The following is a 24,702-nucleotide window of genomic DNA, read 5'->3' on the forward strand; positions in this document are numbered from 1 at the left end:
GCCTACGACCGGGCTGCCGCCGGATGCAGCCGTACCCAGCCCTCCCAGGCCGAGGTGATCATGTCGTGGACGTCGTACTTGGCCTGCCAGCCCAGTTCGACGGCGATGCGCTCCGCCGAGGCGACGACGCGGGCGGGGTCGCCGGGGCGGCGCGGGGTGACCGTCGGAGGGCGGTCGTAGCCGGTGACCGCGTTGATGCGGTCGATCATCTCGCGGACGGAGACGCCCTCGCCGCGGCCGATGTTCACGGTCAGGTCCGTGCCGGGGGTCGAGCGCAGGGCCCGGGCGACCGCCACATGCGCCTCGGCCAGGTCGACCACGTGGATGTAGTCGCGCACACAGGTGCCGTCGGGCGTGGGGTAGTCGTCGCCGAAGATACGCGGCGGCGCGCCCTCGGTGAGCTTCTCGAAGACCATGGGGATCAGGTTGAACACACCGGTGTCGGCGAGTTCGGGGGTGGCCGCGCCCGCCACGTTGAAGTAGCGGAGCGAGGCCGTGGACAGGCCGCTCGCCCGGCCCGTCGCGCGCACCAGCCACTCGCCGGCCAGCTTCGTCTCGCCGTAGGGGGACAGCGGGACGCAGGGGGTCTCCTCCGTCACCAGGTCGACGTCGGGCATGCCGTAGACGGCCGCCGAGGAGGAGAAGAGGAAGGACGGGACCTCGGCGGCGGTGACCGCCTCCAGCAGGACCCGCAGGCCCTCCACGTTCTCCCGGTAGTAGTGCAGCGGGCGGTCCACCGACTCGCCCACCTGCTTCTTCGCCGCGAGGTGCACGACTCCGGTGATCTCGTGCTCGGCGAGGGTGCGGGCCAGCGTCTCCGCGTCCAGCGTGGAGCCCCGCACCAGCGGGACCTCCGCCGGCACGCGCTCGGCGATGCCCGTGGACAGGTCGTCGTACACGACCGTGCGCTCTCCCGCCTCGGTCATCGCTCGTACGACGTGTGCCCCGATGTATCCGGCACCGCCGGTGATCAGCCAGGTCATTGCGGTCGTCCTCTTGTCGGTCGGCCCGTGGAACCGCTCGGTGGAGCAGCGGGCGTGTCTCAGTGAATCAGCAGGTGTGGAGCGCCCGCGAAGCGGCAGGCGCGCGGCGGGCGGGAAGCGGCACGCGCGCGTGCACTACCGCAGCAGGCGCTTGAGGCGCCCGCGGGCCACCCGCACCACCCCGCGTGCGCCGCTCGCCATCCGCAGGGCCAGCGCGCCGGAGTGCGTCGCGTACGGCTGGACCAGCAGCACACCGTGCCGGGCGCTCAGAACGGCGCGCCGGCGCAGCCGGCCGGCGCCCGTCAAGGCGTGCGCCGTGACCACCCGCTGCGTGCCGTCCGCGAAGTGCACGGTCAGCCGCAGGTCCCAGGTGCCCGCGCCGAGCGCGGCCAGATCGACGGGGACCTCGGCCGTCCAGCCTGCCGCGTCCGTGTTCGCGCCCGAGTCCGCGCCCGAGTCCGTGTCCGCGCCGAAGGGCGTGAGCGGGACCGTCGTGCGCCTGCGCACGTGCTCGTCCTCGCGCGCCGTCCACTCGACGTCCACCTCGCGCGGGCCCGCCTCGGCCACCCTGCCGTACATCTCGTGCAGCCGCAGGCGTACCTGCGCGCCACGCGCGCGTGGGTGCAGTTCCGCGTCCACGGTGACCGGGAGGGTCCCGCTGGGGCGGGTCAGGAACGGCGCCAGCGTGACCTGGGGGAGGTCGGCGGACCAGACGGGGACGCCGTCGGCGTCCCGGGCGTACGGCGGCAGCAGCCGCGCCGGGCGCGCGGCCAGCTCACGCAGCCGGGCCAGGTCGCGGGGCTCGGGCGACTCCAGGACGACCCGCGCGATCACGCGGCCCGGCGCGCCCGGGTTCAGTTCCCAGTCGGCGGCGTCGTAGCGCGCCAGGTATTCCTGGGTGTGCGTCCACCACGCGCGCCGGTAGTGCACGTCGCGCAACCCCAGCTCGCGCACGTACATCCGCACGTCGTGGTCGAGGAACTTGGCCCGCGCCGCCCGCGCCAGCTCCTTCTGCCCGGCGCCCAGCAGGATCTCGTACGCCTGCGCGCAGGCCTCGGTGCGCGCCTGCCAGTTCTCGACGCGCTCCCGGTCCAGCGAGATCGACAGCCGTTCGGCGGAGCGGCGTACGTGCCACACGTAGACGCGGTCCGGGACGAGCGCCATGCGCGGGCCGGCGGCCAGCACGCGCGCGGTGAAGACGATGTCCTCGTAGTGGAAACGGCCCTCGGGGAAGCGGATGCCGTGCTCGCGCAGGAAGTCGGTGCGGTACAGCTTGTTGACGCAGAGCGTGTCGTGGACCAGCCGGAGGCGCTGGGCGGGGCGCGCGAGGACCGTGTGCGCCGTGTAGAGGGGCGCCTGCCAGGGCTGCTCGCGCCCCGAGGGCAGCTCCCGGCGCACGCACAGCCCGGCCGCGACCTGGGCGCGCGACTCCGTGGCCGCCGCCAGCAGCGCGTCCACCGCACCGGGCGGCAGCACGTCGTCGCTGTCCAGGAACATCACGTACGGCGTGGTCACCGCGTCGATCCCGGTGTTGCGCGGGCTGCCGCACCCGCCGCTGTTCACGTCCCGGCGCACCACCCGCAGCCGGGGCTCCTCGGCGGCCAGCCGGTCGAGCAGCTCGGCGCTGCCGTCCGTGGAGCAGTCGTCGACGGCGACGACCTCGGCCACCGCAGGCCCCTGCGCGAGCGCCGAGCGTACGGCGTCGCCCACATGGGCGGCGTCGTTGTAGCCGATGACGACGACACCGACCTGCGCCGGGCGCGGCGGCTCGGCGGTGCCGACCGTGCCGGTCGCATCGGGCGCGTCGGTTATCTCCACCGTGGCCGGCGGGACTGCCGTGTCGGGCGTGTCGGGCGTGTCTTGCGGTTCTGGTCGCATGGGGTCCACGGGCCGGAGCGTAAAAATTTACGGTAATACTCGGTTAAGAGAGGCTTACGGCTCGGTCCGGAAGACGGTCGGAATCAGGTCGGGGTTCCGGCCTTTGCGCGCTCTTTCCGATCGGTCGTGCCGCCCGCCGCAGCCGCGTGAAGGACAGTACGGCGGCGGCCGCCAGGATCCCGTTGCGGGCCACCAGCAGCAGACATCCGGTCCAGGTGCCGTCGACGATCTCGCCGTAGTGCATCGGGAACACCAGGGTGCTCAGCGCGGTCGCGGCCAGGACCAGCACCGCGACCGGCCGCTGGCTGGTGTGCCGTGAGGTCAGACACACGGCGGCGAGGCCGACCAGCCAGATCATGTACTGCGGGCTGATGACCCGGCTGGTCACCGTGAACAGCAGCACCGCGCTCAGTGCCGCGTCGAACGGCGTGGCCTCGGTCCAGCGCCGCGCCCGCACCCGCCACACCACCAGCAGCGCGAACGCGACCACCGTCAGCGCGAGGAAGGCGGTGGCGACGGTGTGCACGTACGGGCCGACCAGCTCGACGGAGCCGTACTGGTAGCGCTCCCGGCCGGACCAGCCGGTGCGCCGCGCGAGGTTCAGCGCCGTACCGCCCAGCGACTCGATCTGCACCCCGCGTCCGCCCTGCTGCCGCAGGAAGGACAGCGGATGGTCGAACACCACGGCCAGCAGGCCCAGTGAGAGAGCCCCGGTGGCCGCCGCCCACGCCCACGCCCCGCGCGTCGTCCGCCCCCGGGGCGTGCCCAGCAGCACCAGCGCGGGCCACACCTTCACCAGCGCGCCCAGCGCCGCGAACGCGCCACCCGCGCGCGGGGAGCGCGCCATCGCCAGCAGGGAGAGCACGGCGAGGGCGGTGACCTCCACGTCGTACCGGGCGAGCGGGAGCTGGAGCAGCAGCGGCAGGCCGGCGGTCCACAGGACCGCGCCGTGCAGGCTGCGTCCGGGCCGTGTGCCCGCGCGGACCAGTGCCGCCATGACCAGCGCGTCCGCGGCCAGCGTCAGCGCCACGAACGCCTGGAAGTACGTCAGCCACGGCAGCAGGCCCGGCGCCAGCAGCACCGTGCCCGCGCCCGGCGGGTACTGCCACAGGGTGTCGTGCGCCGGGAAGGCGCCGTGCGCGAGGACGCCGTACCAGTGGAAGTAGAGCCGCCACACCTCACGGTCCACCGCGCCCCCGCCCAGCAGCGGGGACGCGTCGTGGACGAGCAGCCACAGCATCACGGCGCGGGTGATCGGCCAGAGAGCGGTGACGGCAAGCACCGGACCGGAGTTGGCACGGAGACGGTTCATCGCATGGGAGCCTAAGCGGCACGGATGGGGTATCCACGCCGATACGCCGTCATGACCGGAAATGGGTTGTCTCATCGCAAAAGATCGGGCCGTGGTGATGGTCGGGCTTCCTGTGACACCGCAGTCGCGCAGGGCGGCTGCAGCGACAGTCGTCGTACCGGCCGGCGCGGCCCCCCGCGCGCCGGGGGACCATCGGGCGCGGGCCCGCCGCCGGGCCGCTGTGTGGGTGCCCGCGCTGGTGATGCTCGCGGTCGGGCTCTGGGGGCTCGACCGGGGCGGGATGTGGCGCGACGAGGCCGTCACCTTCCAGGTCGGGCGGCGTACGGTGCCGCAGATCTGGCGGCTGCTGCACGACGTCGACGCCGTGCACGGCCTGTACTACCTCCTCATGCACGCCGTCCTCGCCGTCCACCCCGGCGAGGTCGTGCTGCGGCTGCCGTCGGTGTGCGCGGCGGCGGCGACGGCCGCGCTGGTCGCCGCGCTCGGCACCCGGCTGGCCCGGCCGCGTGTCGGGCTGTGGGCCGGTCTGCTCTACGCGGTCGCCCCGATGGCCGGCCACTACGCCCAGGAGGGCCGCTCCTACGCCCTCGTGGCGGCCGGTGCGACCGGAGCCACGCTGCTGTTCGTCCGGGCCGCGCAAGGGGGCTCCTGGTGGGCCTACGGCGCCGTCCTCGGGGCGACCTGCTGGCTGCACGAGTTCGCCGTGCTGCTGCTGTGCGCCCACGCGGTGTCGCTGGCGCTGGCCCGGCCCGGGGCGCGGGTGTGGCGGGGCTGGGGGTGTGCGGCGGGCGCAGTCGTGGTCTCGCTGCTGCCGATGGTGCTCGTGTCGCGGGGGCAGGCGGCGCAGGTGGCGTGGCTGCGCAGGCCTACGGCGGCTACGGCGGAGGGGGTGCTGCGGGGGTTCCTGGGACCGAGCTGGGGGGTGTACGGGGTGTGTCTGGGCCTTGCCGTGCTCGGGGTGGCGGGGATCCTGGGGCGGCGCAGTGAAATCACTCTTCCGGGGCTGGCGTTGCCGTTGACCCTGGTGCCGCCCGTGGTGTTGATGCTGGCGTCCCAGTTCTCGCCGCTGTTCGTCGACCGGTACGTGCTGTACGCGTTGAGCGGGGCGCCGTTGCTGGTGGCCGCGGGAGCCGAGCGGGCGGCGGGCGCGGTCGGACGCCTGCGGAACGCCCGCGCGCACCGCGACGGCAGGCCGGAAAGGCCCCCTTTCCCGCAGTCCCGTCTCGTCACCCTCGCCGGTGTCGCCGCCATCGCCCTCTCCTTCGTCCACCAGCTCCCCCTCCTCCGGGCCGACCGTGACCCCGCGACCCGGCCCGACGATCTCGCCGCCGTGTCCGGGGTCGTCGCGAGGGAGTCGGCCCCCGGGGCTCCGGTGGTGTTCCTGCCGTCGAGCGAGCGGAATGCGGCCCTTGCCTATCCGGGCGCCTTCCGGGCGACGCGGGACGTCGCGCTGGTGGAGGGGGCGGCCGGGTCCGGGACGCTGTACGGGCGGGAGGCCGGGCCCCGTGAGGTACGGCGGCGGATGGAGCTGCTGGACCGGGTGTGGGTCGTGGCGGACGGCGATCTGATCGCCGGGCGCCGGCGTCCGCGCGAAGCCGCCGAGCGGGCCGAACTCGCCGTCCTGGAAACCGAGTTCACCGTGCGGGAGACGATCGTGCGGGGCGGGATGACCGTACGGCTCTACGTCCGTACCGCCGTCCGGGGGTCGTCCCGCTAGCCCGCGTCCCGCACCGCCCGCACCGCCGCCTCGTCCAGTGCCGTCGTGAGCTGGTCGAGCCGTTCGCGCAGGTCGGCGATCTCCGCCGGGTCGAAGCCGGTCGCGCCGACGATGCGGCGCGGTACCTCCAGGGCCCGCTCGCGCAGCGCCGTGCCCTCCCCGGTGAGTCGTACCCGCACCGAGCGCTCGTCCTCGGCGCTGCGCTCCCGGCGCACCAGACCCGCCGCTTCCAGCCGCTTGACCAGTGGGGACAGCGTGCCGGAGTCGAGCCGCAGATGCTCACCGAGCACCTTGACGGGCAGGTCGCCCTGGTCCCACAGCACCATCATCACCAGGTACTGCGGGTAGGTGAGCCCGAGGTCCTTGAGGACCACGCGGTAGACGCCGTTGAAGGCGCGGGACGCGGCGTGCAGCGAGAAGCAGATCTGGCGGTCCAGGCGGAGCCAGTCGCTCTCGGCGGTGCGGGTCGTGGCGGTCATGCGTCCAGGGTAGCTCTTGCAGGCCATTTGATTGTGCACAACTTAATTGTGTGCTCTACTTGTGGTCGTGAGGCGGTCGGGACAGGGGCCGCCGGAACACCGACTTCGTAAAGGGATGGTCTTCATGGACGCGCTCTACACCGCCGTCGCCACTGCCACCCACGGCCGCGAGGGCCGTGCCGTCTCCTCCGACGCCAAGATCGACCTCCCCCTCGCCATTCCGGTGGAGATGGGTGGCAACGGCCAGGGCACCAACCCCGAGCAGCTCTTCGCCGCCGGTTACGCCGCCTGCTTCGGCAGCGCCCTCGGCCTCGTGGGCCGCCAGGCGAAGGTCGACGTCAGCGACGCCGCCGTGACCGCCGAGGTCGGCATCGGCAAGCAGGGCGAGGGCTTCGGGCTGAAGGTGACGCTGCGCGTCGAGCTGCCCGACACCGTGGACGAGGCGACCGGCCGCAAGCTGGTCGAGACGGCCCACCAGGTCTGCCCCTACTCCAACGCCACCCGCGGCAACATCGAGGTCGACCTCGTCATCGAGTAACCCCCCAGAAGACGCTTCAGGGTGCCGGTCCCCCTCCCCGGGGGCCGGCACCCTCGCGCGTACACGGCCCCTACGCCGACGCCAGCGCGTCCCGCCCCGCCGTCTGCCCCGGGATCCGCACCGCGTCCGGCTCCGGCATCGGCTCGCCCAGCAGCAGCGTCCGTACGACCCGCTCGGCCGCCCGGCCGTCGTCGTACTCGCAGAACCGGGACCGGAACCGGGCCCGCAGCCGGGCCGACTCCTCGTCCTGCCAGCAGCCGGAGGTGAACAGCCGGACCAGCTCCCGGTAGGAGTGCGCGACATGGCCCGGCGGTTCGGCGGTGATGTCGAGGTAGGCGCCCCGGCTCGCGGTGAACGCGGGCCAGTCGTCGGCGTGGAGGACGACCGGGCGGTCCAGGCACGCGTAGTCGAACATGATCGACGAGTAGTCGGTGACCAGCACGTCCGCCGCGAGCAGGACGTCCTCGACGCGCGGTTCGTCGGTCGCGTCGACGACGATCCCGCGCCGGGCCAGCTCGGCCAGGCCCGTCCCGCGCGCGGGACCGTTCGCCAGCGACGGGTGCAGCCGGACCACCAGGGTGTGCCCCGCGCCGAGATCGGCCGCGAGGCGGGCCGGGTCGAACCGGTCGACGTGCCCGTCGCGCCGGTAGTCACGGCGGGTCGGCGCGTACAGCACGACCGTGTGGTCCGCCGGGATGCCGTGCCGCGCGCGGAAGTCGCTGGGGCCGCCGGTCACCAGGACGTCGTTGCGCGGGCTCCCGGTGCGTGCCGAGCTGAAGTGGCACGGGTAGGCCCGCTCCCAGACCAGCTCGGAGTGGCGGCTGGCGACCAGGCTGTGGTCCCAGCGGTCGGCCCGGCGCAGCATCTGCGGCACGTCGAAGCCGAGCCGGGCGCCCGGCTTGTCCAGCAGATCGGCGCCCAGGTACTTCAGGGGGGTGCCCTGATGGGTGTGGATGTGCACGCTGCCGGGCCGTTTGACCAGCGTGCCGGGCCAGTTGACGTCGTTGACGAAGAACTTCGCGCGCGCGGTGACCTCCAGATACCGCCGGGAGCCCACGATCACGTGTTCCACACCCGGCGGCAGCAGCGCGGCGGTCTCCGCGTCCCGCACCACCCACACCCCGCGCAACCGCGGAGCGATCTGCCGGGCCTTGGCGTAGACGGCCGCCGGGTCGCCCAGCAGGCCCCGGTGCGAGGAGGCCGAGTACACGACGAGCCACGGGTCCAGCGGGCGGCGCCGGTGCACGGCCGCCCAGCCGGAGCGGGCCCGCGCGGCGGCCGCGGCGCGCACCACGCCGGCGCGCCGTGCCGCCTCCCGCCCGGCCCGCGCCGCCTGCCGCCTCATCCGGTACACCGGCCAGGAGCCCTCCAGCACCGCGACCTCGCCGTCCACCAGGGCGCCCGCGGGCCGGTGGATGCGGAACATCGCCTTCGTGTGCCGGAAGAACTCGGCCTTGTCACCCGCCGGCACCCGGTCCGGCTTGGCCAGGATGTCCAGGCAGTGCTCGCCCATCTTGCGGTGCAGATACGGCAGCCAGGGCGCGAGCCGCGGCCGTGCCGCCACGAACGCGAAGACCCGGTCGTACTGCGCGTGGATGTCGAAGTGCTTGCGGCTGGTCGTGGACAGGATGTTGCCCTGCCTGCGCTGCCGGTAGTACACGCAGATCCGGTCCAGGGTGGCGATCCGCCGGGCGCTGAGCATGACCGGGAAGGTCCAGGGGGTGTCCTCGTAGTAGCCCGGCGGGAACTCGAAGCCCTCCGCCGCCACGAACTCCCGTCGGTAGACCTTGTTCCACACCACCATCAGCAGGTCCAGGATCCGCGGGAACTCCTCGGCCGTGAAGGTTTCCGGGCCGGCCTCGGCGAGCAGGGACGCGAGGGCGTTGCGCCGGGTGCCGCCCCACCAGTAGGCGCGCGCGTAGTCGAAGACGAGCACGTCCGGTTCGGCCGCCTCCACGAGCCGGTCCGCAACGGCACGCAGCGCGCCCGGGGCGAGGGTGTCGTCGCTGTCCAGGAAGAAGAGGTAGTCGCCGGTGGCGTGCGCGAGCCCGGCGTTGCGGGCCCGGCCGAGGCCCACGTTCTTCGGCAGGTGCAGCACCCGCACCCGCGGGTCCCGCTCGGCGTACTCGTCGAGGATCGCGCCGCTGCCGTCGGGGGAGCGGTCGTCCACGGCGATCAGCTCGACGTCGCCGAAGGACTGCGCCAGCACCGAGTCCAGGCACTCGCGCACAAAGCCCTGCACCTGGTAGCAGGGCACGATCACACTGAAGCGGGGCACGGCGGGTCAGCTCCTCACGAGGGTCGCGCCGGCGGGGGCGGGGACGCGGTCCGCGAGCGGGATCACCGGCGGCAGCGCCTGCGGCGGCTCGCCGAGCAGCACCCGCCGGACGACCCGCTCGGCGGCCCGCCCGTCGTCGAACGCGCAGAACCGTTCCCGGAACGCGGCCCGCAGCGCCGCCGCCTCCGCGCCCGCGTACGAGCCGTCGCGGAAGACACCGGCCAGCTCCTCGGGGGTACGGGCGACCGGGCCCGGCGGCTCGGCCATCAGGTCGAAACAGACGCCCCGTGTCTCTTGGTAGACCTCCCAGTCGTCGGCGTACACGACGATCGGGCGGTCCAGGTTGGCGTAGTCGAACATGATGGACGAGTAGTCGGTGACCAGCGCGTCCGCGGCGAGACACACGTCCTCGGCGGACCGGTGCGCGGTCACGTCGATGATCCGGCCGAAACTCCTCACGGGCCCCCGGTCGTAGAAGTAGTGGGCGCGCAGCAGCACGACGACGTCCTCGCCGGCCGCCTCGCAGAAGGCCTCCAGGTCGAGTCCGGGCTCGAAGCCGGTGTGGTGGTCGCGGTGGGTCGGCGCGTACAACACGGCGGTCCTGCCCTCGGGGACGCCCAACTCCCGCCTGACGCGCGCCACGTCCTCACCGGTGGCCGTGCAGTAGACGTCGTTGCGTGGATAGCCGTACTCCAGCTGTTCGTACGAGCCGGGGAAGGCGCGCTCCCACATCTGGGTCGAGTGACGGTTGGCGGACAGGTTGAAGTCCCACCGGTCGACCCGGCCGAGCAGCTTGGTGTAACTGCCGGACCGGGCGGCCACCACGGGGTACGGCGCCTGGTCCACGCCCATCGTCTTCAGCGGGGTGCCGTGCTGGGTCTGCAGATGCACGCTGCCGGGCCGCTTGACGATCCCCTCGGCGAAGTTGGCGTTGTTGACCAGGTACGTGGCGCGGGCCAGCACCTCCCAGTAGCGGCGCGAGCCGATCACCGCGTACTCCACGTCCTTGGGCATCGTGTGTTCCTGGCCGGTCTCGACCAGGAACACCGCGCGCAGGTGCGGGGCGAGTTCGCGGGCCTTGGCGTGGATCGCGGCCGGGTTGCAGGCGTAGCCGCGGCCCCAGTAGGCGCAGTACACGACCAGGTCGGGGTCGAGCGGGCGGCGCAGGTCCAGGGCGTAGCGCAGCCGGGTGCGCGGCATGTGCGGGCGCGGCAGCCGCCCGGCCGCCCCGGACGCCATCCGGTTGGCACCGCGCAGCGCCCGGAACGCGCCGTACCCGCCCGCCGCCAGCAGCCGGTGCTGCACCCCCAGGCTGCCGCCCGGCGGCCGGAAACCGGCCGGGCGGTGGCGCCGGTAGAGGCGGCCCGCGCGGCGGAAGAACGCCCGGTGCCCGCCGGGCAGCCGCTCCGGCCGGGACGCGGTCTTCAGCACATGGGCGAAGAGCTGCCCGAACAGCGCCCGTGCGCGCACGGCGGGCAGGGCGCGCTCGGCGGCCCGGGCCAGTACCAGCTCCACCTGGTCGAGCAGGGCGTGCTGATGCGGCCCGGGCAGGTTCAGCCGGCTGCCCTGCCGGCGCAGCCGGTGCCGTACGACCACCCGGCGCAGCACCGCGATCCGCCCGGCCGCGAGCGTGGTCAGCCCGCCCCAGCCGAGGTCGGTGAAGTGGCTGTCGGGAAAGGTGAGTTCGTGCTCGACGAGGAAGGCGCGGCGGTAGACCGCGCTCCACGCCGGGAACGGCACGCCGGTCAGCTCGGGCTGGTCGGCGGGGGCGAAGGCGCCCTTCGGGGCGCGGGCCAGCAGCGGCGCGGCGGGGTTCGTCGGCTCGCCCTCCCACCAGGGCACGCGCTCGTGCTCGACGTACAGCACGTCCACACCGGCGGTCTCGCTCAGCCGCTGGTCCAGCGCGGCGAGCGCGCCCGGCAGCAACAGGTCGTCGCCGTCGAGGAACAGCACGTACGCGCCGGTCGCCACCCGCAGCCCGGCGTTGCGTGCCCCGCTCAGACCGGCGGACGGCGGCGAGTCGACCGGGGCCACCCGGCAGTCCCGCTCCGCGAACCCGGCGGCCACCTCGGCGGCCGGGGCGTCGGGAGCGTCGCAGACCGGGATCAGTTCCAGGTCGCCGAAGGACTGGCCGAGGACCGAGTCCAGCGCCTGGGACAGCCGGCCGGCGACCCCATGGGACGGGACGATGATGCTGAAGCGGGGCATTCTGTTCTTTCTGTCTTCTTGCGGACGCGGCCGGGCCGGCCCGCCGGGCGCCAGGTGGGCGGCCGGCTCGGGGTGGGCCGCGTCGAGCCGAGGGGCATGGGAACTCCCGGAATGACCAACGGTGTTCAGTGGCTCTCGGTGACGGGAAGATGGCCGGAAGGTTGCGGCACGGTGGCGAGCGGTGACCGTGCCCCCGCCGACGGCACCGGATTGCGCCTCGCGAGCGGCACCACCGGCGGCAGCGCCTGCGGGGCATCGCCCAGCACCACATGCCGTACGACGCGCTCGGCGGCGCGCCCGTCGTCGTAGGCGCAGAACCGCTCCCGGAACGCCGCCCGCAGCTGGGCCGAGCGCGAGCCGCACCAGTGGCCGCTCGCGAAGATGTCGATCAGCTCGTCCTCGCTGCGCGCGACCGCGCCCGGCGGGAAGGACCGCAGGTCGAAGTAGGCGCCACGGGCGGCCTCGTACGCCTCCCAGTCCTCGGTGTGCACGACGACCGGCCGGTCCAGGTTGGCGTAGTCGAACATCAGCGACGCGTAGTCGGTGAGCAGCGCGTCCGAGGCCAGACAGAGCGACTCCACGCTCGGGTGATCACCCACGTCGATGATCCGGGCGCCCGCGCCGAGGGGGCCGTCGTGAGCGGGCTGCGGCCGGGCCAGGATCACGAAGCGCGGGCCGAGGCGGCGCACGACGCGCTCCAGGTCCAGCAGCGGGCGCTGGGTGCGCCGATGGTCGCGGCAGGCCGGCGCGTACAGGATCGCCACCGCGCCCCGCGGGATGCCCAGCGACTCGCGCAGCCGGCTCACGTCCGCCGAGGTCGCCCGCTGGAAGACGTCGTTGCGCGGCGACCCGTACTCCAGCGTGCGGTAGCGGCCCGGGAAGACCCGCTCCCAGACGAGCGTCGAGTGCCGGTTGCCGGACAGGACGTGGTCCCACTGGTCCACGCCCCGCAGCAGCGCGGCGAAGTCGGTGTCACGGGCCGCCGCCGGACGCTCCAGCAGATCCAGCCCCATGTGCCCCAGCGGGGTGCCCCGCCGGGTCTGGATCACCACCTGCCCGCGCCGCTTGCGCAGCCGCCGGTCCAGCGCGTCGGCGTCGGTGACCAGGTACTTGGCACGGGCCAGCGCCGTCCAGTAGGCGGCACCGCCGGGCCGGATGCGGCGTGGGCCGGGCGGCAGCGTGTGCTGGTGCTCGGGGCGGACGATCCACGCGGTGCGGATGTGCGGGGCGAGGGCGCGGACGGCCTCCTCCAGCGCGCCGGGGTCGCCGCGCCCCGCTTCGGAGGCGAACACCGCCCGGTCGGCGCGCACCGGCAGCCGCAGCTGGACCCGGTAGTGCAGCCGCAGCGTGCCGGCGCGCACGGCGCGGGCCAGCTTCACCGCCGCCTTCAGCGTGCGCCGGCGGGCGGCCGAGGCCAACTGGAGCGCGCGGAACGTGCGGTGCAGGCCGAAGCGGACCAGGGCGGACCGGGGCTGCATCCGGATGCCCGGGACCCGGTAGCGGCGGTAGTGCGCGCGGGCCCGGCGCAGGAACGCGCCGTGGCTGCCGCGCGGCAGCCGGCCCCGCCTGGTGAACACCGTCGCGTAGTGGTCGACCATGCGGCGGAACAACTCCGGCCGCCACCGCGCCAGTTCGGGCCGCTCCTCGACGAACGCGAACACCCGCTCGTACTGCTCGAACAGGTCGAAGTGCCGATCGCTCGTGGTGCCGAGGATGCTGCCCTGCCGGCGCTGCCGGTAGTGGACGCACACCCGGTCCAGGGTCGCGATCGACTCCGCCGTCAGCAGCACCGGGAAGGTCCAGGGGGTGTCCTCGTAGTAGCCCGGCGGGAACGTGAAGCCGTGCTGTGCGACGAAGTCCCGCCGGCAGGCCTTGTTCCAGGCCACCATCAGCACCCTGAGCAGTCCCGGCCGGTCCTCCAGCCGGAACGGCGCGGGTCCCTGGTGGGTGAGCCGGCCGGCGAGCTGGTTGCGCACCGTCCGGCCGTCCCAGTACGTACGCGCGTAGTCGTACACCAGCACGTCCGGCTCGCCGGTCTCCTTGATCCGGTCCGCGATCGCCCGCAGCGCGTCCGGAGTGAGCGTGTCGTCGCTGTCCAGGAAGACCAGGTAGTCGCCGCTCGCCTCGGCCATCCCCGCGTTGCGGGCGCCGCCGAGGCCCTGGTTCCGCGCCAGGTGGACGGCCTTCACGCGCGCGTCCCGGGCCGCGTACTCGTCGATGATCGCACCGCACGCGTCCGGCGAGCAGTCGTCCACGGCGATCAGTTCCAGATCGGGATACGACTGCGAGAGCACCGAGTCCAGGCACTGCGAGAGGTACGCCTGGACCTGGTACGCGGGAACGATGACACTGAACCTGGGCAAGGGGCATCCATGAATCGGTCGGCGCGGGCGTATTGCCCGGGAACGGCCGATGGAGTGAATTGGTTACGCGCCCGTACGGCATGTGGGGGACACCCCCGGGCCCCTCGGCCCAGGAGTGTCCCGTTTGCGGCTACTTGACCGCGCCCGCCATCACTCCGGACACGAACTGCCGCTGGAACGCGAAGAACACGGCCAGCGGGATCACCATGGAGATGAACGCACCGGGCGCCAGCACGTCCACGTTGTTGCCGAACTGCCTTACCTGCGTCTGCAGCGCGACCGTGATCGGCTGGGTGCCCGACTTCGTGAACACCAGCGCCACCAGCATGTCGTTCCACACCCACAGGAACTGGAAGATGCCGAGGCTCGCGATCGCCGGCCCGCCGAGCGGCATCACCACCCGCACGAACAACCGGAGTTCACCGGCGCCGTCGAGCCGGGCCGCCTCCAGCAGCTCCCGCGGGATCTCCGCGAAGAAGTTCCGCAGCAGGAACACCGCGAAGGGCAGACCGAAGCCGGTGTGGAAGAGGATCACCCCGAAGATGGTGCCGAACAGCCCGACCTTGCCGAACAGTTCGGCGATGGGGATCAGCGCCACCTGCACCGGCACCACCAGCAGACTCACCACACCCAGGAACCACCAGTCCCGGCCCGGGAACTCCATCCACGCGAACGCGTAGCCCGCGAGGGAGCCCACCACGACGACCAGAACCGTCGCCGGGACCGTGATCAGCACGGTGTTCCACAGGGAGTGGGTGATGTCGCCGTTCTCCAGCAGCTTGCGGTAGCTGTCGAAGGTGAGCTGGGACGGCTTGGTGAACACCGTCCACCAGCCGCTCGCGCTCATGTCCTGCGGGGAGCGCAGCGAGGAGATCAGCAGGCCGACGGTCGGCACCAGCCAGAACAGCCCCACCAGGATGAGCACGACGCGGACCAGGCCACCGCTCAGCTGCTCGGTGACGCGCGAGCCGACGGACCGCCTCGCCTTCGCCGTCCGGACCGGCCCGGCCTTCCCGACGCCTTCGGCGGTCGCCGTCATCGCCGTACCTCCCGCTCCCGCCGCAGCCGCCGGATGTTGAATGCCATCACCGGGATCACCAGCACCAGCAGCAGCACCGCGATCGCGCTCGCGACGCCCGGCTGGTCCTCCGCGAAGCCCCTGCGGTACAGCTCCAGGGCGAGCACGTTGGCGTCGTCCTGGGAGGAGCCCGGCGCGATGATGTAGACGAGGTCGAACACCTTCAGCACGTTGATCATCAGCGTGACGGTGACGACCGCGAGGACCGGCGCGAGCAGCGGCACGGTGACCTTGCGGAACACCTGCCACTCGGTGGCGCCGTCCACCCGTGCGGCCTCCAGCAGCTCCCGGGGCACGCCCGCGAGCCCGGCCGCGATCAGTACCATCGCGAAGCCCGCCCACATCCATACGTACGCCCCGATGATCGCCGGGGTGACCAGCGTCGGGCCGAGCCACTCGATGCCGTTGTACGGCTCCTTGAAGTTGCTCGCCGGAAGCCGTAGTCGAGCGCCGTCGGCGGACGCGGGCAGGGTGAAGGTGCCGTCGCCGGCCGCCTTGGCGGAGGCGACCACCTTGCCGTCCTTCACCGCCTCGATCCGCATCCCGGCATAGCCCTGTTCGGACGGATCGGGCACGCCGAGCCGCCCCACCCCCTTGCCGCGGGTGAAGTCCTGCCAGGTGGTGCCGGTGATCTTCCCCGGCTCCGGCTTCGCGGCCACGGCCATCCGCACGCCGTCCGGCATCTGGTCCGGGGCGACGCCGACGAGGGGCAGAGCGACGCTCTGGCCGGTGTGGACGGTGGCCGAGGTGATGAACCCGCCCTGGTCGGGTGTGAGCGGCGACTCGCGGCCCGGGTGGGCCTTCGGGAACGCCGAGGACTGCGCGAAGGTGTCGTGCACGCCCACCCACACCGCGTTCGCCACGCCCTTGTGCGGATCCTGGTCGTACACCAGCCGGAAGATGATCCCGGCCGCCAGCATCGAGATCGCCATCGGCATGAAGACGACCAGCTTGAACGCCGTTCCCCAGCGCACCCGTTCGGTCAGCACCGCGAAGATCAGACCGAGCGCGGTGGAGACCGTGGGCGCGAACACCACCCAGACGACGTTGTTCTTGAAGGCGGTGCGGATGCCGTCGTCCGTGAAGAGCGTCCTGTAGTTGTCGACGCCCGCGAAGCCATGGCCGGAGTTGCCCACGAAGCTGCGGACGAGCGAGTACCCGATCGGGTAGACCACGAGCGCGCCGAGCAGTACCAGGGCGGGCAGCAGGAACAACGCTGCCACGGCCCTGCGGGTGCCGGTCACGCTCTTGCGGCTCTTGCGTCCGTAAGGCGCGGCGGGACCCGGTGGGGCCCCCGCCGCCGCTGCCGACGCCATCGCCGGGTCAGCTCCCGCTTCCGTACGCCGCCGCCGCGTCCTTCTCCAGCTTCGCCTGGGCGCCCGCCACATCCGTCGGGTTCCGCAGGAAGTCCTGGAGATCCTTCCACTCGCCCTTGCCCGGGGTGCCGCCGAAGGCCTGCGGGGCCTGGTCGGACATGTCGAAGCGGAAGTCGTCGCCGGACGCGATCAGCGACTTGGCGATCTTCTGCTGCACCTCGTTCGGGTACGCCGAGACCGGCACGTTCTTGTTCGGCGAGAGATAGCCGCCGAGCTTCGCCTGGATCGACGCCGCGTCCGGGGAGGCGAGGAAGGTGACCAGGGCCTGGGCCGCCTTGGAGTCCTTCAGGATCACCGCAGCGTCCCCGCCGGAGACCACGGGCGCGCTCGCGCCGACGGCCGGGAACGGGAACACCTTCGCGTCCGTGCCCACCTTCGCCTTGGTCTCACCGATGTTGACCTGCACGAAGTCGCCCTCGTAGACCATCGCGGCCTTCGGCTGGTCGCCGCCCGTGAAGGTCTGGGTGACCGAGGCCGGGAACTCCGTCTGCAGCGACCCGTCCTGACCGCCCGCGAGGTAGTCCTTCTTGCCCCAGATCTGCGCGAGCGTCGTCAGTGCCTGCTTGACCGACGGATCCGTCCACTTGATCTTGTGCTGGGTGAGCTGGTCGTACTTCTCGGGCCCCGCCTGGGACAGATAGACGTTCTCGAACCAGTCCGTCAGCGGCCAGCCGTCCGCGCCGGGCACCGAGAACGGGGTGACACCGGAGTCGTACACCGCCTGCGCGGTGGTCAGCAGGTCCTTCCAGGTCTTCGGCTCCTTGGCGCCCGCGTTCTCGAAGACCTTGGTGTTGTACCAGATCAGCGACTTGTTGGCGGCCTTGTAGTAGACGCCGTACTGCTTGCCGTCGACCTTGCCGATGTCCTGCCAGCCCTGCGAGTAGTTCTTCTGCAACTCCTTGAGGGCCTCCGGGCCGAGCGGCTTGGCCCACTTCTGCTGCACGGCCTGCTTGATGGCGCCCGGCTGCGGCAGCATCGCCACGTCCGGCGGCTGGCCGCCCGCGATCTTCGAACCGAGGAAGTTGATGATCGGGTCCTGGGCGGGCACGAAGGTGACCTTCGCGCCGGTCCGCCGCTCGAACTCGGCCAGCACCCGCTTGAAGTTCGTCTGCTCCTGGCCGGTCCAGACGGCGGCGATCTCCAGGCTGGCACCGTTCAGCTTCGGCAGAGTGACGGTGGAGCTGGTGGGGGTGGCCCCGCCACCGCCCCTCTTGTCCTTGTCGTGCTTGTTGTCGCTGCTGGAGCACGCGCTGAGCGCGAGGGCTCCCGCGAGCAGGGCGGCGAGCGTGCCGACGGTCCTGTGGGTCCGGATGGTGCTGCTCTTGCTGCGCATCACTTCCCCGTTCGTCGTTCTTCGTTGAACGTCGTGAACACCGTTGAACGTCGAGAAGACCGTTCCGTGCGGTCCGGTGTACGCCGGGCCGCTCAGGACGGGCAAGAGCGCCTGCGGTACCGAACCGGTGATCGTGACCGGCTCGTGACCAGGAACGTATGCACACCGATTCGGGTTTACGTGTACGGCTTCGGCCTCGCGGCTTCAGAGCAGGGAGGGCACCTGGGCCGCCGACACCTCCCGGGCCGCCCGCTCCACCGCGCTCGCCAGCAGGGCCAGGTCGGTCGGGCCGTTGCCCAGCTCGCGCACCGGCCGGCGGGCCGGCGGGTCGCCCATGCGCTGCCAGTCCAGCGGGACGACCGTGGGCCGCTGGGTCGCGGTCCGCGGGATACGGCCCGTCACCCGGCCCCCCTGGAAGGCGACGGCCCGCCCGTCCGGGTACGCCAACACTCCACGTCCCGGCGCCGGTTCGTCCGGACCCGCCTTCGGGGCGTCCAGCGCCACCCGCAGCGTGGCCCGGCGCGCCGGCTCGGTCTCCGCCGTACGACCCCCCGCCCCGGCCGCGGCCACCAGGTGCACACCGAGCCGCTCGCCCTCCCTGGCCACCGCCTCCAGTGCCCGCATCACGGAGCCCGCCGCGGGCCGGCCCGGCGAGCCGAGCGCGGGCGAGACCAGTGCGTCCAGGTCGTCGACGACCACCACGAGCCGGGGCAACGGCGGTGCGGCCTCGGCCCGTCCGCGCGCGGCGGCGCCCGGCCGCAGCCGCAGGGTGGAGCTGGGCGGCGCCTCTATGTCCCCGGAGGAACCCGAGGAGGACGTGCGCTGCGCGACGATACGGCCCGACACGGCGCGCCCCGCGTGCCACTGGGCGAAGTCCGTCCGGCCCAGCAGCTCCGCCCGCCGCTTCAGCTCGGCGGCCAGCGACTGGGCGAACTCCCGCATCCGTACGGGGTCGTTGGCGATGAGGTGCGTGGTGACATGCGGTATGTCGGTGCACACCCGCAGCCCTTCACCGCGCCCGGCGCCGGTCCCGACCCCGTCCCGCCCGTCGATCAGCACGATGCCCAGCCGGTCGGGCCGCTCGGCGGCGGCCAGCGAGGCCACCACGGCGCGCAGCAGCTCCGTACGGCCGCTGCCGCCCGGCCCCTCGATCAGCAGATGCGGCCCATCGGCCACCAGGTCGGCGGTGAGCGGCCCGCGCGGTCCGGCACCGAGCACCGCCCGCGCCCGCCCGCCCAGCGCCTGGGTGTCGTCCGCCGCGTCCGCCCAGCGGGCCATCAGTGACGCCGGGGTGGCCCGGGCCAGCCCCAACTCGTCCAGCAGCCGCGCCGATGGGGGCAACGGTGTGGCCACCGCGTGCCGCTCGGCACCCGGGCCGTCCGGCCGCAGCGGCGCCAGCGCCCGCGCGAACCGCTCGGCCCAGGCGCCGGACACCGCGTCCACGGCGGCGAGCACACCGGGACCCACCGGCCCCCCGGGCGCCACCCGCATCAGATGCAGCGCGCTCGCGACGTCCCCGCTGAGCTGCGCCACGGCACCGCAGTGCCGGAACGTCGGCGTCACCGCACACGCGGCCTCGTACGTCGACGCCAGCGGGGAGGCGGCCGACGCGGGCACGGTCTCGGCAAGACACACCACGTGCACCCCGACCCGCGGCCCGGCCACGGCCAACCGCGCCAGGGCGTCCTGCAACGCGGCTCCGCCGGGGTCGCCGTCCACGACGACGACGGTGTAAGGACCGCTGAAGCCACGGACTCGTCCGGCATCGACACCGTCCGTCGCCCAGGAGGGGCGCCGGGTGGTGGAGGCGGTGGAGGCGGTGGAGGCGGTGGTCCGTGCGGGCAGGTCGGGGGCGGTGGGCGCCGGGGTCGTGGAACTGCTGCTGTTGCCGGAGCCGATGCCCGGGTTGGCGGGGTGGGCCGCGCTTCTGCCGGTCGCGGCGTGGTCGTCCAGCCGGCGCAGCAGCTCCTCCGTGCGGGCCGCCGCTTGTTCGCGGTCGTAGGCCAGCAGCAGACGGCAGTCCTGGCCGTGGCCCGGCCGGACGTGCGGGAGCCAGCCCAGCCAGGACCACTCGGCCGTGCGCTCCTCCGCGGGACGGGAGCGGTCGGCACTGATCAGCACGATCTCCAGCAGATCGGGGGAGTGCACCGCGGTGAGCTGGGCCAGCACCGCGCGGGCCAGCCCGGACAGCCGGGGGCGCGGACCGGCCAGGCCGAGCGAGCCCGCCTCGCGCAGCGCCGCCGTCACGGGCACGGCGGGCAGCAGGCCCGAACCGTCCGGCGCGCTCCGGTCGGCCGTGCCGAGCCGCACGGTGAGCGCCTCCGGGTGACCCGGCCCGCGCTCCCACAGCCGGGGTCCGGGACCCAGTGCCGTCAGCAGCAGCGCGGCGGGATCCGGCCAGGTCTCCGGCTGCCGAGGGGCGTCGGCCGACGGGGCGGTGGCGGCGGAGCGGGCCGCCCTCGTGCCGTCGTACGACTCCTCGCCGCCCGGCTGCTCCGCCCGGCCGCCGGCCAGTCGCCGCGCCCATGCCCCGAGCCCACGGCGCCGGGCGCCCTGCGGGACCTCGACGCCGCCGACGCCGAAGCGACCCGCGTGGGTGTCCCCGTCGGAGGCGGTACCTCCACCGCCCGCCGTACCGCCCCGCCGCTCGATCCGGGGCGCACCGCCCTGCCCGGGCACCACGACCGACTCCCCGGCGGCCCCCCACCCCACGGATCCGTAACCATGCTGCCCAGCCTCCACCGACACGGCCGGACCCGAACCAGGCCCCTGCGCCCCGGTCCCGCCCGCACCGGTCGCCGGAGCCGCACCAGAACCGGTCCGCTCCGCACCCGACGACGGCCCCGCACCCCCATCGGGGCCACCCGCACCCGACGACGAAAGGTGTACGGGTGCTGCGGGTGGGAGCCCGTCGCCGGCCGAAGGCCGGGTGCCCCCCGACGCACCCGCACCCGACGGATCACCCGCACCCAACGCCCCCGCACCAACCCGAACGCACCCCTCCCCGTCCGGCACACCCCGCATCCGAGCCCCCGCCCCCCCGGACGGGGTAACCCGCAGCGCCGACTCACCGATCCGCAGCAACGCCCCCGGAGGGAACCGCACCGGCCGCTCTCCCACCCGCACTCCGTCCAGCGCCGTACCGTTCGTGGAGCCGAGGTCGGCGATCGAGACGCGGCCGTCGGCGCCGACCGTGACCGCGCAGTGCAGCCGGGAGACGTCGGGGTCGTCCAGCGGTACGTCCGCGTCGGCCGAGCGGCCCACGCTGATCCGGCCGCCGTGCAGCAGATGGACCCCGCCCGCGTCCGGCCCGGCGACGACGTGCAGCTGGGGCGGCGCGTCGTCCAGCTCGGGGTGCGGCTCGGGGGCCGCGGGGGCGCCCAGGGACAGCACGGCGCCGTCGACCAGCGGGGGCTCGCCGAGGGTGCAGCGGCGCGGGTCGAGGCGGTCGGTGCCGGCGTACAGGACCACGGAGGAGCCGGAGCCGTCGCGGCCCTGGCCGCCCTCCCCGGTGACCGCCCCGGCCAGCGCGGACGCGACCGCGGCCAGGTCCGTGCCCGTGGGCGCCGTGACCAGCACGTCGCGGCTCGCGGCGCGGCCCCGCTGCGGTGACGGGCCGAGCGGGTCTACGACGGTCAGCCGGATCTGCATCGGCGTCAGCGGTCCCTTCTGCGCGGGTCTGCGCGGGCGCGGACTTCCCCCCACCCCACACGAGCACGTCGGCCAGTACTGGGAGGCATCCTCGCACCTGCCACTGACAGCGCGCCCCGCACCCGGTAACAAGTGATCTTGATTGGTCGCCTCTGCCCCCAAAAGTGCCTGACCAGTGGTCCGCCGGCGATCACTTGAGATCGGTCACGTCCGTCCCCCGGCAACCAGTGGACAGAGACGAGCGTCTTTCCGTCGAACACGGCGAACACATCGCACGTATCGAACACATCGAACATGCTCCGGGAACATGGTCCGGAACGCTTACGTAGTGCCCTCAAGGGCGGCACTACAGTGGATCGGGACAACCGGAATGCAGGCAAGCAACCATCAGCAAGCAGCAGGGAGCGCGTGACGTGCGGCCAGTCGGCAGCAAGTACCTGCTTGAGGAGCCGCTCGGACGCGGCGCCACAGGCACCGTCTGGCGTGCCCGCCAGCGTGAGACGGCGGGCGCCGAGGCGGCTGTGCCCGGCCAGCCCGGGGAGACGCTCGCGATCAAGGTCCTCAAGGAGGAGCTGGCGAGCGACCCGGACATCGTGATGCGCTTCCTGCGCGAGCGCTCCGTGCTGCTGCGGCTCACCCACCCCAATATCGTCCGGGTCCGCGACCTGGTCGTCGAGGGCGACCTGCTGGCCCTTGTCATGGACCTCGTCGACGGCCCCGACCTGCACCGCTATCTGCGCGAGAACGGGCCCCTGACCCCGGTCGCCGCCGCGCTGCTGACGGCCCAGATCGCCGACGCGCTCGCCGCGAGCCACGCCGACGGCGTCGTGCACCGCGACCTGAAGCCCGCCAACGTGCTGCTGCGGCAGGACGACGGCCTGATGCACCCGATGCTGACCGACTTCGGCATCGCCCGCCTCGCCGACTCCCCGGGCCTGACCCGCACCCACGAGTTCGTCGGCACGCCCGCGTACGTGGCGCCGGAGTCCGCCGAGGGCCGCCCGCAGACCTCCGCGGTCGACATCTACGGCGCCGGCATCCTGCTGTACGAGCTGGTCACCGGCCGGCCGCCGTTCGCCGGCGGCAGCGCCCTGGAGGTCCTGCACCAGCATCTGAGCGCCGAGCCGCGCCGCCCTTCCACCGTCCCGGACCCGCTGTGGACGGTCATAGAGCGCTGCCTGCGCAAGAACCCCGACGAGCGGCCGAGCGCCGAGAGCCTCGCGCGCGGGCTGCGCGTCGTCGCCGAGGGCATCGGTGTGCACGCGAACGCGGCCCAGATCGCGGCCGCCGAGGGCGTGGGCGCGTTGCTGGCTCCCGACCCGGCCCCGACCGCCGTACCGGGCGTGCCCGGCGCCGCCGACCCCACCCAGGTGCTGTCGGCGAACGCGCCGCAGGGGGCGTACGCCCCGAACGCCGCGACCAGCTACCTGCCGCACACCGGCGTGCCCGGCGCCGCCGACCCCACCGCCGTACTGCCGAACACGGGCGCGGCGGACCCGACGGCCGTCATGCCGCCGGTGCCGCAGGGCCAGCCCGGCCAGCAGCCCGATCAGCCGCATCCGTGGCAGAACCAGCTGCGCGCCGCCCGCGACCGCAACGAGCAGACGCAGGTCCAGTACCTGCCCCCGGAGGACGACCCGCTGCGGCACCGGCCGCAGCGGCAGGTCGCCCGCCCCCAGCAGCAGCGCCAGGCCCCGCAGCCCCGCCCGCAGCAGCCGCAGCAGCGCGGCCGCCAGCAGGGGTACGGCTACGCCCCGCAGCAGCAGCCCCAGCAGTACGCCCCGCCGCAGCAGCCCCAGCAGCGGTACGCGCCGCCCGCCCCGGAGCCGCAGCGGCCCGTGCGCGAGCCGCGCGAGCCCCGCGCGCCGCGGCAGCGCAGCGCCAATCCGATGAAGATTCCGGGGCTCGGCTGCCTGAAGGGCTGCCTGTTCACGATCGTCATCCTCGTCGTGGCGAGCTGGCTGATCTACGAGCTGACCCCGCTGCACACCTGGGTCGGCCAGGGCCGCGGCTACTGGCACGAGGTGACCCACTGGACCCGCCAGGTGGGCAGCTGGGTCAAGGATCTCGGCGGCTCCTCCGGCGGCGGCAACTGAGCCCGCGCACCCGCGTCGACCGACTGGGCAAACCCGTGGTAATCGACCGCGGGTTTGCTGATTTGTCGACATCTGGCGGGTGATTTCCGCCTCCACGGTGAAGGTTGGCTCGTCGGACGCGTAGTTTTAGCGACAACACGCGTCTGTAGGAGCAGTCTTGGCACGGAAGATCGGCAGCCGGTACACCGCGCATCAGATCCTGGGGCGGGGCAGCGCCGGCACGGTGTGGCTGGGCGAGGGACCGGACGGGCCCGTCGCCATCAAGATGCTGCGCGAGGACCTCGCCTCCGACCAGGAGCTCGTCGGACGCTTCGTCCAGGAGCGCACCGCGCTGCTCGGCCTGGAGCACCCGCGCATCGTCACCGTGCGCGACCTGGTGGTCGACGGCAACGACCTGGCCCTGGTCATGGACCTGGTGCGCGGCACCGATCTGCGTACCCGGCTGGAGCGCGAGCGGCGGCTCGCCCCCGAGGCGGCCGTGGCGATCGTCGCCGACGTCGCCGACGCGCTGGCGGCGGCCCACGCGGCCGGCGTCGTGCACCGCGACGTCAAGCCCGAGAACGTGCTCCTCGACATGCAGGGTCCGCTCGGCCCCGGCGGTGCCCACCCGGCGCTGCTCACCGACTTCGGCGTCGCCAAGCTGATCGACTCGCCGAAGCGGACGAAGGCCACGAAGATCATCGGCACGCCGGACTACCTGGCCCCGGAGATCGTCGAGGGCCTGCCCCCGCGCGCGTCCGTCGACATCTACGCCCTCGCGACCGTCCTGTACGAGCTGCTGGCCGGCTTCACGCCCTTCGGCGGCGGCCACCCCGGCGCGGTACTGCGACGGCACGTCACGGAGACGGTCGTCCCGCTCCCCGGCATCCCCGAGGAGCTGTGGCAGCTGATCGTGCAGTGCCTCGCCAAGGCGCCCGCCTCCCGGCTGCGGGCCTCGGAGCTGGCGGCGCGGCTGCGCGAGCAGCTGCCGATGCTGGCCGGTATGCCGCCGCTGGACGTGGACGAGCCGGACCAGAGCGAGGAGCCGGACCAGGAGCCGACGGCCGCACCCGCCGAGCCGGTACGACGCCGGGGCGCCGTGTCGCTGGTGCCGGGCGCCAAGCCGGACTCCAACCGGGACACGCACACCTCGATGCGGGTACCGGGCCCGGACGAGCTGGCGGGGGGCGCCCACGGGACCGCTCGCGCTCCCCGGGCCGCCGGTGCACCCCGCCCGGGGTCGGCCAGGCACAAGGCGGTGGTCCGGCGGCGCCGGATCACGCTGGGCGTGGCAGGGGTGGCCGTGGCGGCGGCCGTGGGCGTCGGCGCGTGGTTCGCCTCGTCCGGCGGGGACGACCATCCGTCGCAGGACACCCACAGCACGTCGGCACCCTGATCGCCCAGGGGGCTCAGCCCCCGGACCCCCGCTTCGT

At 73.5% G+C, this 24,702-nt stretch carries 15 protein-coding genes; 4 read left to right on the forward strand and 11 right to left on the reverse strand.

The features are described 5' to 3' along the window. Positions 1-2 precede the first annotated feature (2 nt). The 3 genes from galE to ADK64_RS33225 all read right to left on the reverse strand — a co-directional run bounded on the left by galE (position 3) and on the right by ADK64_RS33225 (position 4,173). Positions 3-983, reverse strand: coding sequence for a UDP-glucose 4-epimerase GalE (galE, locus tag ADK64_RS33215; protein ID WP_053665231.1), 981 nt, complete (start codon positions 981-983; stop codon positions 3-5). A gap of 135 nt (positions 984-1,118) precedes the next feature. After that, complete coding sequence (locus ADK64_RS33220; RefSeq protein ID WP_078992999.1) at positions 1,119-2,861, reverse strand: glycosyltransferase family 2 protein; 1,743 nt, start codon at positions 2,859-2,861, stop codon at positions 1,119-1,121. A 43-nt stretch (positions 2,862-2,904) separates the two neighbouring features. After that, positions 2,905-4,173: a glycosyltransferase 87 family protein gene (locus ADK64_RS33225; protein ID WP_053665233.1), complete on the reverse strand. Its 1,269-nt coding sequence runs from the start codon at positions 4,171-4,173 to the stop codon at positions 2,905-2,907. A gap of 226 nt (positions 4,174-4,399) precedes the next feature. On the opposite strand from ADK64_RS33225, the gene ADK64_RS48540 reads away from it, so the two are divergent. Continuing rightward, the gene (locus tag ADK64_RS48540; protein ID WP_267888593.1) at positions 4,400-5,890 is read left to right on the forward strand and encodes a glycosyltransferase family 39 protein; all 1,491 of its coding nucleotides are present in this window, start codon (positions 4,400-4,402) and stop codon (positions 5,888-5,890) included. Here the strand turns inward: ADK64_RS48540 and ADK64_RS33235 are convergent. After that, positions 5,887-6,396, reverse strand: coding sequence for a MarR family winged helix-turn-helix transcriptional regulator (locus ADK64_RS33235; RefSeq protein WP_078993000.1), 510 nt, complete (start codon positions 6,394-6,396; stop codon positions 5,887-5,889). The two genes, ADK64_RS48540 and ADK64_RS33235, sit on opposite strands and share 4 nt — an antisense overlap. Before the next feature lie 97 nt (positions 6,397-6,493). Between ADK64_RS33235 and ADK64_RS33240 the strand changes: the two genes are divergently transcribed. Then, the gene (locus tag ADK64_RS33240; RefSeq protein ID WP_053665773.1) at positions 6,494-6,907 is read left to right on the forward strand and encodes an organic hydroperoxide resistance protein; all 414 of its coding nucleotides are present in this window, start codon (positions 6,494-6,496) and stop codon (positions 6,905-6,907) included. 70 nt (positions 6,908-6,977) lie between these two features. Here ADK64_RS33240 and ADK64_RS33245 read toward each other — a convergent pair whose 3' ends face one another. The 7 genes from ADK64_RS33245 to ADK64_RS33275 all read right to left on the reverse strand — a co-directional run bounded on the left by ADK64_RS33245 (position 6,978) and on the right by ADK64_RS33275 (position 21,194). Next, on the reverse strand, positions 6,978-9,185 hold the full coding sequence (locus ADK64_RS33245) for a bifunctional glycosyltransferase/CDP-glycerol:glycerophosphate glycerophosphotransferase (RefSeq protein ID WP_053665237.1): 2,208 nt from the start codon (positions 9,183-9,185) through the stop codon (positions 6,978-6,980). Positions 9,186-9,191: 6 nt separating this feature from the next. Further along, positions 9,192-11,393 (reverse strand): bifunctional glycosyltransferase/CDP-glycerol:glycerophosphate glycerophosphotransferase, encoded by a 2,202-nt coding sequence (locus tag ADK64_RS33250; protein WP_053665239.1) that lies wholly within the window; start codon positions 11,391-11,393, stop codon positions 9,192-9,194. A gap of 125 nt (positions 11,394-11,518) precedes the next feature. After that, a complete protein-coding gene (locus ADK64_RS33255; protein WP_053665241.1) occupies positions 11,519-13,756 on the reverse strand; it encodes a bifunctional glycosyltransferase/CDP-glycerol:glycerophosphate glycerophosphotransferase in 2,238 nt (745 codons plus the stop codon). Between the two features lie 130 nt (positions 13,757-13,886). Then, positions 13,887-14,795 carry a carbohydrate ABC transporter permease gene (locus ADK64_RS33260; RefSeq protein WP_053665243.1) on the reverse strand — a complete coding sequence of 303 codons (909 nt, stop codon included), beginning with the start codon at positions 14,793-14,795 and terminating at the stop codon, positions 13,887-13,889. Next, on the reverse strand, positions 14,792-16,150 hold the full coding sequence (locus ADK64_RS33265; protein WP_078993001.1) for a carbohydrate ABC transporter permease: 1,359 nt from the start codon (positions 16,148-16,150) through the stop codon (positions 14,792-14,794). The genes ADK64_RS33260 and ADK64_RS33265 overlap by 4 nt, the downstream gene beginning before the upstream one ends. Positions 16,151-16,157: 7 nt before the next feature. Further along, entirely contained in the window at positions 16,158-17,543 is a 1,386-nt protein-coding gene (locus ADK64_RS33270) for an ABC transporter substrate-binding protein (protein ID WP_053665247.1), read from the reverse strand. Positions 17,544-17,747: 204 nt separating this feature from the next. Then, entirely contained in the window at positions 17,748-21,194 is a 3,447-nt protein-coding gene (locus ADK64_RS33275; protein WP_053665249.1) for an FHA domain-containing protein, read from the reverse strand. A 413-nt stretch (positions 21,195-21,607) separates the two neighbouring features. On the opposite strand from ADK64_RS33275, the gene ADK64_RS33280 reads away from it, so the two are divergent. Further along, complete coding sequence (locus tag ADK64_RS33280; RefSeq protein WP_053665251.1) at positions 21,608-23,290, forward strand: serine/threonine-protein kinase; 1,683 nt, start codon at positions 21,608-21,610, stop codon at positions 23,288-23,290. 157 nt (positions 23,291-23,447) lie between these two features. Then, entirely contained in the window at positions 23,448-24,665 is a 1,218-nt protein-coding gene (locus ADK64_RS33285; RefSeq protein WP_053665253.1) for a serine/threonine-protein kinase, read from the forward strand. Positions 24,666-24,702: the final 37 nt, after the last annotated feature.

This window comes from Streptomyces sp. MMG1121, from assembly GCF_001280015.1.
Classification (GTDB): domain Bacteria; phylum Actinomycetota; class Actinomycetes; order Streptomycetales; family Streptomycetaceae; genus Streptomyces.

What these genes read in the sequence shown, in the direction of transcription:
- galE (WP_053665231.1), bottom strand. Translation starts at nt 983, where the DNA reads ATGACCTGGCTGATCACCGGCGGTGCCGGATACATCGGGGCACACGTC.
- ADK64_RS33220 (WP_078992999.1), bottom strand. Translation starts at nt 2,861, where the DNA reads ATGCGACCAGAACCGCAAGACACGCCCGACACGCCCGACACGGCAGTC.
- ADK64_RS33225 (WP_053665233.1), bottom strand. Translation starts at nt 4,173, where the DNA reads ATGAACCGTCTCCGTGCCAACTCCGGTCCGGTGCTTGCCGTCACCGCT.
- ADK64_RS33235 (WP_078993000.1), bottom strand. Translation starts at nt 6,396, where the DNA reads ATGGCCTGCAAGAGCTACCCTGGACGCATGACCGCCACGACCCGCACC.
- ADK64_RS33240 (WP_053665773.1), top strand. Translation starts at nt 6,494, where the DNA reads ATGGACGCGCTCTACACCGCCGTCGCCACTGCCACCCACGGCCGCGAG.
- ADK64_RS33250 (WP_053665239.1), bottom strand. Translation starts at nt 11,393, where the DNA reads ATGCCCCGCTTCAGCATCATCGTCCCGTCCCATGGGGTCGCCGGCCGG.
- ADK64_RS33260 (WP_053665243.1), bottom strand. Translation starts at nt 14,795, where the DNA reads ATGACGGCGACCGCCGAAGGCGTCGGGAAGGCCGGGCCGGTCCGGACG.
- ADK64_RS33265 (WP_078993001.1), bottom strand. Translation starts at nt 16,150, where the DNA reads ATGGCGTCGGCAGCGGCGGCGGGGGCCCCACCGGGTCCCGCCGCGCCT.
- ADK64_RS33270 (WP_053665247.1), bottom strand. Translation starts at nt 17,543, where the DNA reads ATGCGCAGCAAGAGCAGCACCATCCGGACCCACAGGACCGTCGGCACG.
- ADK64_RS33275 (WP_053665249.1), bottom strand. Translation starts at nt 21,194, where the DNA reads ATGCAGATCCGGCTGACCGTCGTAGACCCGCTCGGCCCGTCACCGCAG.